General features: G+C 43.0%; 10 protein-coding genes and 2 pseudogenes. 8 read left to right on the plus strand and 4 right to left on the minus strand.

Going from position 1 to position 12658, the window contains the following annotated elements; translation table 11 throughout:
• Positions 1–61: 61 nt before the first annotated feature.
• Positions 62–1371: pseudogene (locus NST44_RS20930) on the minus strand (hemolysin family protein).
• Between the two features lie 848 nt (positions 1372–2219).
• Here NST44_RS20930 and NST44_RS20935 point away from each other — a divergent pair.
• The 4 genes from NST44_RS20935 (at position 2220) to NST44_RS20950 (ending at position 5974) form a co-directional block, all read left to right on the plus strand.
• The gene (locus NST44_RS20935) at positions 2220–2660 is read left to right on the plus strand and encodes a hypothetical protein (RefSeq protein ID WP_007131470.1); all 441 of its coding nucleotides are present in this window, start codon (positions 2220–2222) and stop codon (positions 2658–2660) included.
• Between the two features lie 93 nt (positions 2661–2753).
• Entirely contained in the window at positions 2754–3026 is a 273-nt protein-coding gene (locus NST44_RS20940; RefSeq protein WP_007131469.1) for a DUF2277 domain-containing protein, read from the plus strand.
• A gap of 291 nt (positions 3027–3317) precedes the next feature.
• Positions 3318–4763, plus strand: a complete 1446-nt coding sequence (locus NST44_RS20945) for an erythromycin esterase family protein (RefSeq protein WP_007131468.1) — start codon at positions 3318–3320, stop codon at positions 4761–4763.
• A 272-nt stretch (positions 4764–5035) separates the two neighbouring features.
• Positions 5036–5974: a phosphotransferase gene (locus NST44_RS20950; RefSeq protein ID WP_007131467.1), complete on the plus strand. Its 939-nt coding sequence runs from the start codon at positions 5036–5038 to the stop codon at positions 5972–5974.
• A gap of 39 nt (positions 5975–6013) precedes the next feature.
• On the opposite strand, the gene NST44_RS20955 is transcribed toward NST44_RS20950, so the two are convergent.
• Both NST44_RS20955 and NST44_RS20960 read right to left on the minus strand, forming a co-directional pair.
• Positions 6014–6673, minus strand: coding sequence for an AlkZ-related protein (locus tag NST44_RS20955; protein ID WP_007131466.1), 660 nt, complete (start codon positions 6671–6673; stop codon positions 6014–6016).
• Between the two features lie 12 nt (positions 6674–6685).
• Complete coding sequence (locus NST44_RS20960) at positions 6686–7072, minus strand: VOC family protein (protein ID WP_007131465.1); 387 nt, start codon at positions 7070–7072, stop codon at positions 6686–6688.
• Between the two features lie 927 nt (positions 7073–7999).
• Between NST44_RS20960 and NST44_RS20965 the strand changes: the two genes are divergently transcribed.
• Positions 8000–8248: a GNAT family N-acetyltransferase gene (locus NST44_RS20965; protein WP_431786078.1), complete on the plus strand. Its 249-nt coding sequence runs from the start codon at positions 8000–8002 to the stop codon at positions 8246–8248.
• 227 nt (positions 8249–8475) lie between these two features.
• On the opposite strand, the gene NST44_RS20970 is transcribed toward NST44_RS20965, so the two are convergent.
• Positions 8476–9330 carry a helix-turn-helix domain-containing protein gene (locus NST44_RS20970; protein WP_007131464.1) on the minus strand — a complete coding sequence of 285 codons (855 nt, stop codon included), beginning with the start codon at positions 9328–9330 and terminating at the stop codon, positions 8476–8478.
• 106 nt (positions 9331–9436) lie between these two features.
• Between NST44_RS20970 and gap the strand changes: the two are divergent.
• The 3 genes and pseudogenes from gap to NST44_RS20985 all read left to right on the plus strand — a co-directional run bounded on the left by gap (position 9437) and on the right by NST44_RS20985 (position 12640).
• Positions 9437–10437, plus strand: a pseudogene (gene gap, locus NST44_RS20975) (type I glyceraldehyde-3-phosphate dehydrogenase).
• A 517-nt stretch (positions 10438–10954) separates the two neighbouring features.
• Positions 10955–11638: a response regulator transcription factor gene (locus tag NST44_RS20980; RefSeq protein WP_007131461.1), complete on the plus strand. Its 684-nt coding sequence runs from the start codon at positions 10955–10957 to the stop codon at positions 11636–11638.
• On the plus strand, positions 11639–12640 hold the full coding sequence (locus tag NST44_RS20985; protein WP_040739517.1) for a sensor histidine kinase: 1002 nt from the start codon (positions 11639–11641) through the stop codon (positions 12638–12640). It begins immediately after the preceding gene.
• Positions 12641–12658 lie beyond the last annotated feature (18 nt).

Here is a 12658-nt window from a genome sequence, read left to right on the forward strand (position 1 = left end):
TTTCCCTCAGGCGAGGGATTCACCTCCACAGGTAGATTGATTATAGCGATTGCTCGTTGGTTCAGATGGTAGGTTCCATTTGTTTTAACCGGACTTGCTTGATTTGCAGCTGGTCCGTTTCGGCGACGGTCCATACATAGCCGCCGAACTCGATTTCATCCCCGTTCTGCACTGTCGTGCCGCGTTGATACTGAATCCAGCCCGCGATCGTGTCCATGCCGCCGGTATCCTGGAAGATCATCCCGAATTGCCGCTCCAGGTCCTCCAGCAGGACGCGGCCGTTGATCAGGTATTGATCACCAACGATCTTTCGGATGTCAGCCACCTCATCGGCATCGAACTCGTCTCGGATTTCCCCGACGATTTCCTCCAATATGTCTTCCATCGTCAAAATACCGGCCGTGCCTCCGTACTCGTCGATAACAAGCGCCATATGCACCTGCTCTTGCTGCATCTTCAGCATAGCTTCCTTGATTGGGGTCGCCTCAAAGATATAGGGGATGGTGCGTACGAATTCCTCAAGATTGCGATGGCGTCCGCAAACGATATGCGGGAGCATTTTCTTCACGTTGACGACGCCGATGATGCGGTCCTTACTGCCTTCCTCGATGACGGGGTAACGAGTGTAATTATTCTCGTCCAGGATGGAGACGATTTCTTCATACTTCATATCCTTGTCCAGCGTCACAAGTTCGGTTCTCGGCACCATGATATCTTTTGCAACTCGTTCGTCAAATGCGAATACGTTCTCCATGTAGGCCAACTTCGTTTGATTGATCTCGCCGCCTTCATAGCTCTGGGTCATGATGATACGAAGCTCCTCCTCGGAATAATGCTCCTCATGCCCCGCCGGCTTAATGCCGAATCGTCGCAGAAGGACGCGTGAAGCTCCGTTCAACGCCCAGATGAAAGGGTACATGATCTTGCCGAACCAATATAGCGGGGCGGAGAGAAGAAGGGTCAACTTCTCAGCAAATTGGATCGCCAGCGTCTTCGGCGCCATCTCGCCTACGACGACATGAAGGAATGTCACGAGGATGAATGCGATCGCATAGGATACAACCGATGCTGCGGCGTCCGAAACGTTGAGAAGGTCGAATATCGGGTACAGCAGCCGTTCAACGGCAGGCTTGCCAATGGCCCCGAGCCCCAGGGCGGTAACGGTTATGCCCAGCTGACATGCGGACAGATAGTAGTCCAGGTCGCTCGCGACCTTTTTGGCGGTGACCGCTTTCCGGTTGCCTTCAGCTATCAATTGATCAATTCGCGAATCCGGATCTTCACGACGGCAAATTCCGATGCGACGAAAAATGCGGTCAATCCGATCAAGACAACGAGTATGATTAAATTTGTAACGGTAATAATGTCCAATTAATTCCCTCAAATTTGAGGGATTCACCTCCAGATTGAAATACGGCTATTCGGATACGCACGATTCAATGCTGGTTCGGCTCCATTGCAAGCCACGAAAGGAGGTAGCTTGAAAAAGTCCCAACCACTCAAGCTGCTTGGCCGAACCGAGCAAAAAGCTTGTCGGCAGTCGCTTCTGAAACCGTTTTAGTTCCGGAGCTTGATCCATTTGCAATAACGCCTTCCCAATGTACTACCTCCTTCCTGTTTGTAATTATGATGGTTGGCTACAAAGCATAATTTGCTGCATTCGTAACCATACAGTATTACGTTATAGTCTGCAGTTGGTTTCATGAATTGTTCCTACACAATGCCCCGCTTGGCTTTTCCGACGCATCAATACCCATTCCTAACTCTTTGAACCAGGAATCAGCTTTGGCTGAAAAGTGATTTTGAGAAGTTTACCAACGAATGAATCCTGTCTCTATCTCTTTAACAAGCAATAACCTTCAAAGATAAGGGCTGATTTAACTAATTTCTTTCCTTTTCATAATTTAACAAGAATGTTACAGTCAACAAGAACGAGCATTCCGATTTAGAGATGAAAAGTGTAGGGGATATCTTTAAGTGCTAAGAAGGTTGATGAATATTCTTCATTTAAGATTTATCCAACAAGGGTCACATATGATGTGCTTGCCGCTGCCAGGCATTAACCAGCACTCGATGTGTTTCTAAGAGAGGGCAGAGGGCGCTTATGGACAATTACTTGGAAAGCAATCAACGCGGCTTTATCGTCAGGTGTTTGCCGAAATTTCCGATTGAAAAAATGATGCAACTACTTAACTTAAGAATGGAAGAAGGTAGAGAAAATGATCCGAGAAATTGAAGAGCAATTCACTGAAGAGATCCTTGCCGAAGCAATAAAGCGATATGACATTAATAGAGACAATATTCGTTCAATGGGCGGTTATGAAAGCTTTGTTTATGAATACCATAAAAACAATGCATTTTTCATATTGAAAATCTCACATACAATTAGAAGATCAATAAATAATATACGGGGGGAAATTGAATTTTTAAATTTTTTGTCGAAAAAAGGACTGGCAGTTTCAAATGCTCTTCCATCGACCAGAGGTAATATGGTTGAAGAAATTGCTGCAGAAAATGGTTCGTTCCTAGCCATTTCATACGAAATGGCTCTTGGAAAAGAAGTGTCGGATGAAGATTGGAATGAATCGCTTTACGAAAAATGGGGCGAATGTTACTCGCGTTCGTTCCTTTACAAAGTCCGCGTTTTGCTTCTTTTTTAATATGAAAGGGTTGAGGAACTATTTGAATGAGCAAACTATGTTATGCTGGATACATCAAAGTGCGTTCATTACAAGAAAGGGGTTTAGTATGCCATGTGCCGAAATATCAAGACCTTATTTAATTTCGACCCGCCTGCGACGGATGAAGAAATTCAGGCTGCAGCGCTGCAATTCGTAAGGAAGCTCTCGGGCTTTAACCGTCCTTCCAAAGCGAACGAAGCAGCATTTAACCAAGGGGTGCAAGAGATTACCATCGTTGCAAGGCAGCTGCTGGATTCTTTGGTGACTCAAGCTGAACCCCGCAATCGAGAGGTTGAGATCGCTCGGGCCCGGGCACGAGCCGCTAAGCGATTCGGGGAATCTTGAGCGAAAATAGACGGAATCTCATTGGAGATTCTTCGTGTCGGGAACAAGATCATGATCCCATTGAAAGTCGCTAATTTAGCGGCTTTTTTGTTTTATCGGTACAAGTTCTTGTCCCGATTGCCGTAATGAATAAGAACATTACCCGATTGCCGATTAGATATGCATAAACTACATTTCACTTCTCTAGATCATTAAGCTGAAAGGCAGGATTACTCAATAAAATTATAGAATACCTAATATGGGATTTGATGTTAGGAAGATAAATCCCCTATAGAGAGGAGAGTTGCAACAATGAGGCGGCGATTATATTTAGCATGGATAACCGTTATATTGATATTACTTACTGCTTGTTCTAGTCAACCAAATGATCTAACGAATAAACTAGAAAAATATGCTGTACCCGTTAAGCAATTGACGATACCCGATGGTGTCCAGATTATTGGTTTAGGCGAAGCGACCCATAACAATGCTGAATTTCAGTCTGTGCGGCTTGATGTATTTAAGGTGCTTGTCGAAAAGTATGGAGTTCGCACATTGGTATTGGAGGAGGAATTTGCGGGTTCTGAATTAATGAATCGATATCTTTCTGGCGAGGACATAGAGTTGAAAGATGTGTGGGAAGACTGGATTCCGATGTACCACACACAAGAGATGGCTGCGTTATTCAATTGGATGCGCGAATATAATCGATCCGCATCTAGTGAAGAACAGTTGCAATATTGGGGCATGGATGTTCAGCGACCAAACCTAATACAACCCATACTTGACAAGTATTTAAAAGATGTGGATTGTGATCTTTACAGAGAGTTCAGCAGCATTAATGTAAGTGTTGATGACCTTATGGGATTATTTTATCTCTTAGTCGGTGATGAATTAGATTCTGATAGAGATAGAGCATTAACTGCAAGTATGTATAAACGGATACAACATCAATGGAGTCCACTGTTACAGAAGGATGTTCGTCTTATTGAACAATTGATACACAAAATGAATATGAAAGCTGATCATCTTATATCCAAGTCCAGCAAGCAATTGTACGAGATCGCGATGCAGAATATGCTGTCTATATATGCCTACTATTCGTCGATAAATGATTCTTTAATACGAGATTATAGTAAAGGTTATGGTTTCTTACACTTTATTTCACATTCGCAGAATCGCGATACAGCCATGAAGGAAAAAGTGGATTGGATTATAAATCAAGCAAACGGGCCGATACTAATCGCAGGGCATAATGGACATATCGCTAAAAAGATTAAAGCGTCAGGAGACTATTTTGTTAAAATTGCAGAAGATAAAGGGATTAGTATAGATAACGAAATGCTAGAAATTACATATATCGGAGAACAATTAAAGAAAAGTTATGGTGATGCATATTATACAATTGGAACATCCTTTAATGAGGGGGTATTAGCAGCAGACTCAATGATACGATCGGATAAGAATCCGCCTTCATTAACCGTTCGTATCGACAACATATTACTGAATTCATTCATGAAGTTGCCAGAGGATGCTTATTTCTTGGACTTTGATCGTGCAATGCAAGATAAGCAATTAAAGCGAATACTCACGAAAGAGATGTTGAAGATGCCTCATATCGGAAGCCTTAATGGTGTTGATTTGAATGATCCTAATTCTCGCAACTCGGACGATTATCAATTTGAAATGAATTTAGATGAAGCATATGATGCTTTGATTAATTTTAGACATGCCAACCTGTTTACACCTTATAGATGATACCGGGAAACTAACGGGAAACGATAATTAAATAAAGAAAAGAAGGCAGCTGACAATGAATTGGGGCGCTGTCATTATCCTTCTATGCGTCGATATATTAGCAATTAAGCTAACAGAAACGTAAGTTGAATAAGGCTTAAAAATGAGCAGGCTACAGTTGCCTGCTCATTTTATTAAAGTTACGGGAAGTAGAGTTTCATTATAAACGTACTATCCAAAATAGTGTGTGATAAACTATTAGAAGCACGACGCTTGGAGGGATAAAGGACACAATGGAAAAATCTGCAGTTATACAAGCAGAGCGAATAGCATGCGATTTTCTTCAGGAACAAGTAAAAAGTTCATATCAAATTATAGGTAAAGGCATCATAAATCAAATTTTCGTAGTCGAAACGGAGAGTCATAAAGTTGTTGTCCGGATGAACAATAAAGATACATTTCAGAGCTTTATCAAAGAAAAGTGGTGCATCGAGCAGGCAGCCGCAGTTGGCGTTCCAGGACCTAAGGTGTTGTCCATTGGTATAGTTGATGAAACCGCATTTATGATTCAAGCCTTTATTGAGGGAGACAACGGGGTAGACAGTACTGTTCCCAAGTCTGATATTTGGAGAAAACTAGGCGAATATTCCAAGCGTATTCATTCTATTCAAGTGAGAGGATATGGAGGGGATCTGTTTGATCCAGTCCACGGTGAGTTTCAGTCACCTACTCATGCCGGATCAGACGGCAGTTGGCAAGGGTATGTGCAATATAATATCAATTGTTTGAATGAGCATGATCGTTTGATTGAGCTTGGAGTAATTACTCCGATGGAATCGCAGAGAGTAAAAAAACTGTTTGAAAATTTGAAGAATACATCGTTTCACTTCGGCTTAAACCATGGAGACATGTCTTTGAAGAATACAATTGTCAATCAGGCAAAGCAAGTTATATTACTGGACTGGAATCCAGAAGTAAGCGTGGTACCGCATGCAACTGTTGCTCAAATGATACATTATCAAATCTTAAGACTAGAAGAAAGTGCAAATGTTGAGGAATTTAAAGCGTTTATGGACGGGTACGGAATAAGTGAAAAAGACCTACCTGAAACGAGGCATTTGCTACTATTAAGGGCTTTCGATAACCTAAGGTGGGCTATTGATCGAAGCCCTGATCTGATCGATCCCTATGCTGCGTTTGCAAAACAAGTCATCAACATGATTATGGATTAGCAAAAAATGATCGGTTGATGATGCGTCATAGAGGCGGAGTCAGAGAGCTAGTTTCTTTGCAAAGAATCTAAAAGATTTCTCAGAGCAAAATTCGGATAATTCCGATTTCAACCGAATCCTCGCATCATCGACGAGTACATCTTCACTTCTTGCCTGAATCGAGCTCAACCATAATTCCGAAGGTTGGTAGCACATACTGTTCCAGCCTGAATTATCTTCATTTTGTTTTGCTGCTCCAGTGATAACGACATCACCATAATTCTGTAGTTCAACCAGTGACGTTTCATATTCTTTTTTGTTCTCTTTTTTATCCAAACCGGTCAATTTCCGCAAGTTTCGCGAATCGATATTTCCATGCTCGCACAAGACTTTATAGATATGATACGCAGTTCTTGATATCAGACCGTCATTATAACGTACTTCAATGGTTTTGCCGGATGATAGGAGGGACCTGACTATGGGAAAATAATCGGTTTGAATGAAGCAGGCCTTATCACCAAAAAACTTTCCATATGCAGCAACACCGTCTTGGACAATCCGAATACGCCACAACCATGGATCCGTACCGGATCCTGAATGCCAGTCGTTATGATCCGCCGCAGCTGTCAACGATGGATAATCTGGGATAAACGCTGCGAACGGAATAATCTTATTTTTTTCTACTAATTGGACAAATTCTTCATAACTTATAGTACTCATTCAATACACCCCCTACTCCATAGGAATTTCATGATACAACTCGATCAAGTTTCCTGCTGGATCTCTGAAATTTAAGCTTCTAATCCCATATTGCCTTGAAACCGGCTCAGATATAAAGTTTACCTTTCCCTTCAATTCGAGAAATGACTTGTCTACGTCATTCACTTGAAAGACGATGACTGTCCTATCATTAAAGTGATCGTCTACAGAGTAAGATTCGTTGATCGCTTCGGCCATGGATTTTCGGTCAAAAAGGGCCAGAGTAGTGTTACCTGCATTGAAATCAGCATATCTTCCTTCCTCTGTTCCCCAAATGGGTTCCAACCCCATTACATCTCGGTAAAAAATAAAACATTCCTTAAAGCAATCTACAAGCAAGCGAGTGTGAGTTAGTTCCATGCCAATGGCCTCCAGACTATTTTGGAATAATTCGGTAATGAATCCTTATAAATATAACATTAACTGGGCTTAAGTGCTAATACATGTTCTAACACTCACATATCACCTCCTAGTACTTTATTTAAGTGATAAGAAAATAGGTGGGCTGGCACTTCAAGTGATTCATGTTTCCTGTTCACTTCATTACTTAACGAAAGTTAACGAGAATCTAAAACTTAGTATAGATTAGGATAGTGACAACTTCTGTCATAGTCATAAAGATACGGAGCTGATCGCATTTATAAATTCAAATGGGTCATGGAATTGATGAAGACCGTCAAATTTTAGAAGTAATACGTGACTCTAAGATACAAAGCGGAAAGAAAGGAAATTATTTAGCTAACGAGCAGGGTAGTTCAATAATTTCTCTCGAATTCTCTACATATGTGGCTATTTACGAAGAGCATAGATAGGATGTTATGCGAAACCGGGGCACTTATTTCATTTATATACGCTATTCACAGGTGGTAGCTTATCTATTTCAAGCTAGTTCAATAATGTTAAGTCCTCTCCCTGAGGGTAGCTCTAAAGCCTGCCGTTACAGACAGCGGGTGACCGTACCACAAGTAACGGCAAGTGTTTTGATGATATGGTTTCTGTACCCAAAATGCTATAAATAATGGTTACGAGCTAAACGCAGGGATAGGCAGGATAGCCCAAGAATTCATTGAATAAAGGGAGGGGGGTCAGCTTGGTGGATCAGATTACTCTTCACCGGTCCGATTGCTCTGATGTTGAGACAATTGCAAATTTACGGGCAATAGTACTACATGATGATTTAACAAGGTTAGGAAGATTTAATGAAGAGAGGTTCGCCAACGTTTAAGGGATTCATTTGATCCAAATCATACATGGATCATAAAAGCAGGGCCTAGGTTTATTGGATGCATTGCTTTCAAAACGCTAACTGACGGGTATTTATTAGAGCATTTTTACATCCATCCTGATTTCCAAGGCAAAGGAATCGGCAGCCAAGTATTAACTTATTTCCTGAAACAAGATCATGTCGCAGGAAAACGGGTTACTTTGAATGTTCTTCAAGGGAGCGCGGCTATTCGTCTATATGAACGCTTCGGGTTTGCAGTGGATCGTGAGGATCCCGTTGATATTTTTATGTCTACGGTAGTAGACTCGTAGGGTTCATTTTTCATGACGGAAAACGATAGTTTTAGGACATACTGGCTCCCTTTCGGCTAGAAACTGAAGCTTTGTCTGATGTCTCCATCTTGAATGAGTCATAGCAACTTGTTATTGCACTAACGAAGAACTATAGCGCAACAATTCATTACGGCAGCTGGCCACGTGACCGGCTGCCGTTGTTCGTTGAAGTAACATTAGATTATGAAGAGGAGAATCTTCCTTCATCATTGGGCAGCAGAGAACTTGCGGGAAATTTCCCGATATGCTGTTGGTGACATGCCTTTTTTAGCCGTAAATTGTTTAATGAAGTAAGTGTCATACTCAAATCCGGTAGCTCGTGCAATTTCATTTAAGCTCATGTCGGTATGAGTCAGAAGATTCCCCGCAACCTTCAAGCGGTGCGACATTAAGTAGCCCATCGCTGTGGACCCGCATCTTTCCTGAAACATCTTATTGAGAGAAACGCGATTCAAGTACGCGCACTTTGTTAAATCTTCCAGGGTGATTTTTTTCGAATAATTGGTGTGTATATATTCCAGAACCAAATCCACAGGTGATTGTTCACTGTGACGGTTTAAATGTTCAAGCACTCCCATGATTTGAATAAAATATTTTTTTATTCTACATGCCCAGAGTGCATCGCTTTGCGCATACACTTCCGTGCCAAGCACAAAAAACCACTCCAATAATTGTGGATATGCCTTCTCGGTTATGCGAGGTATGCCCGTTCGTTCAGGAGACTTACGAAACAGCGAAAGACCTGTTTGTATTTTCAAATCGGTCGGAAAGTAATCTGCTGTTTCAGCATGAGGAGTTGAGTTAAGAAAATCCAGATGAAAACAAAATGATGATGCAGAAGCGTTGTGCTTTTCTAATCCTTGTATCGTATCCTCTTCAGACAAACAAAGAATAGCGGGTGCTGAAATGGTGACCGGGCGTTCGTTCAATATCCCTTTTATGCTTCCATTTGTGACAAAAACGAGAGTAAACCGCTCCGGGTAGGGGATATGTGCAAAATCCTCGGCAGCTACAAATTCGATATTTACCGTTCTGTTTTTATGGCGGTCAATTTGTGGCATGGTTCTCACCTGACAGATAGTATAGTTAAATGCTTCACTTATGACAGTGTATCACAAAATTTCAAGGGATATAATTTGGGTATCTGACAGAAAGGTGGTTATGATGATGGCAATCAACATCGCAATTAACGGTTTTGGCAGAATTGGCAGACTTGCATTTCGGCAGCTTTTTGATACGGATGGATATAGAGTTGCAGCCATCAATGATCTTACAAGTCCGCAGATGCTTGCGCACTTGCTGAAGCATGACACACGCAAGGGCGTTATGATGCCAAGATTGGTTATAGTGAGAACAGCTTGAACGTGAACGGTGTGGATATTCCGATTTATACCGAAAAAGACCCCGGAAAGCTGCCCTGGCAGGAACTGAAAATTGACGTTGTTCTGGAATGCACTGGCTACTTCGCATCAAAAAAAGCGTCAGCAGCACATATTGAAGCAGGCGCCAAAAAGGTGCTGATCTCCACCACCGCCGGGAACGATGTTCCCACGATTGTCTTCGGTATCAATGAACATACGTTGTCTAAGAACGATACCATTGTTTCGGCTGCTTCCTGTACGACGAACTGCCTTGCGCCAATGGCGTATTTCTTGAACGAGCTTGCACCACTCAAAAAGGGCTTTATGACCACCATACACGCTTACACAAACGACCAGAATACCTTGGATGGACCCCATCCCAAGATCGACCTGCGGCGGGCGCGTTCTGCAGCGGGCAACATCATTCCGACCTCAACCGGAGCAGCAAAGGCAATCGGGCTAGTGATCCCGTCCTTGGATGGCAAGCTGGATGGAACATCGCAAAGGGTGCCGGTCATGGCGGGCTCACTGACAGAATTAACCGCAGTAGTAGCCGGCTCCGTCACAGCAGAGCAGGTCAACACGAAGATGGAACAGTCCCAGTCGAATGTATATGGCTATACAGAAGAACAGCTTGTCTCGTCTGATATTATCGGCATGACTTACGGCAGTTTGTTTGACGCAACACAGACAAAGGTAACAGAGCTCGGAACAGATACATTGGTGAAAATTGCTGCGTGGTATGATAACGAGAACTCCTTTACCAGCCAGTTAATACGTACCGCAAAATACCTAGCAAAATTATAATGTTTAGCGGGGTTAGAGGATACTAAAAAATGAGCGAATAATCACAAAGCTGCCAAAAGCCATGAAACAGGCATATCGCTGGAAAATGGGGCTGTATCCAAATCGTTCGCATGACATGGGAACATAGCATCTAAAACATAAAAAAGGATCTCAATTTCACTGTATAGAGGGGCTGCCCCATAACGTGAGACAAAATAAAAACACCTTCAAGAGCATGCAATCATGTCGTAAGGCATGGAGACAACTTGGAGGTGTTTTTGCATTGTTTGTTAGGATTTTTTTCAACTCGTGACGATAGAAAGATGAATCGAAAAACAAAAACAAATGTCGGGGGGACAAGAACTGAGCCGATTCCCGATTAGATCAGGATCTCAACTATACCCTTCTCAATTTGCTTCCGAAGTGGACTGCCGTTTTCTTATGGGAACGGCTTTTATTTTTCCTAGTGCGTTGGTAAACTATCAGAATGAAGATGGGGTCATAAATTCAATCAAACGTTAGGATGATCGTTTTGGATATGAAATTCTTGTTAGTGGAAGATGATAAAACAATTGCGTCCGGTCTGGAATATTCGCTGCAGCAAGAGCGCTATTCAACCGTTATCTGCCATGATGTCGCATCCGCAAAACAGGTGCTCGCCGAAGATATCGATCAGTTCGCTTTATGCCTGTTCGATTTGCAGCTTCCGGACGGAAGCGGCTATGAATTGTGCAAGATGGTGAAGGAGCGGCGGGACATTCCGGTCATCTTCTTAACGGTGATCGATGATGAGGTCAATGTCGTAATGGGGCTTGATATGGGAGCCGATGATTATATTACCAAACCTTTTCGAGTTCGCGAACTTCTGTCGCGGATCAAGTCTGTCTTGCGGAGATATCAAAAGCCGTCCCAAACCAAAAACATCATAGACATCGATAATATCCGCATCAACACACTGGAAGGAAAAGTCTTTAAAAACAGTACCGAGATTTCGCTGACCGCTTTGGAGTATCGATTGCTCTTGATCTTTGGCAACCATATTGGACAAGTGCTCTCAAGAAATCAGCTTTTAGAGCAGATTTGGGATGTGGCCGGCGATTTCGTGAACGACAATACGTTAACCGTTTATATCAAAAGGCTGCGGGAAAAGCTGGAGGATGATCCCGGACATCCGACATTGATCAAAACCGTACGCGGCCTGGGATATAAGGTTGGTGATTAGATGCTGCGCAATCGAGAAATAAAGATGTTATTGTTCGTCATGGGTTTAATCAGCTTAGCGGCGATTGTTGGCGCTCTTATGATTTCTCCTGCCGCCACGGCACTCGTTTTCTTTCTATCGATTTTGCTCATTGGCAGCAGCTTATTGTATACGAGATGGAGATACCGCGAAATTGAAAAGCTGTCCGTCTATTTGCGGGAGATTAGCAGCGGCAATGATACCCTTGACGTACGGGATAATCAAGAAGGCGAGCTCAGCATCCTGAAGAATGATATTTACAAAGTGACGCGCATGCTGTCGGAGCACCGGTCGTTGTTGCAGCGGGACAAACTTCAACTCACGGATGCCATCTCCGATATTTCGCATCAGCTCAAAACGCCGCTCACCTCCATGACCGTCATGGCGGACCTGCTAAGCGCCCCTGACCTGCCTCCGGCCAAAAGAACGGAGTTCACCCACCATATTCGCATCCAGCTTGAACGGATCGACTGGCTTGTTTCTTCTTTGTTAAAGCTATCGAAAATGGACGCGAAGACCATCCCATTCAAAAAAGACCGAATACCCATGAAAAGCCTTATCCAAAAGGCATTAGAGCCGGTAATGATTCCGATGGATATTAAGGGACAGACGATTTCCATTGCGGGGGATGACGACGTCTCTTTTGTCGGCGATTTCAATTGGACTGCTGAAGCGGTTATCAATATTTTGAAAAACGGAGTGGAGCATACGCCTGAAGGCGGTGCGATCGCCATCACATTTTCCGAGAACGCGTTATTTACGGAACTCGTCATTGCCGACAACGGAAAAGGCATACCGAAAGAGGATTTGCCTTATATTTTTAAACGTTTCTACAAAGGAAAGAATGCTGGCGAAGGGAGCATCGGCATAGGGCTTGCGATGGCTCACAGCATCATTGCCAGCCAGAACGGCGTGATCGATGTGACGAGCGACAGCGAGAAGGGTACGCAGTTTCGGATTAAATTTTATAAGCACGTGATTTAGCGTCACACCGTAAGTGAC

It is taken from the genome of Paenibacillus sp. FSL W8-0919 (assembly GCF_038003785.1).
In the GTDB taxonomy this organism is placed as follows: domain Bacteria; phylum Bacillota; class Bacilli; order Paenibacillales; family Paenibacillaceae; genus Paenibacillus_AQ; species Paenibacillus_AQ lactis.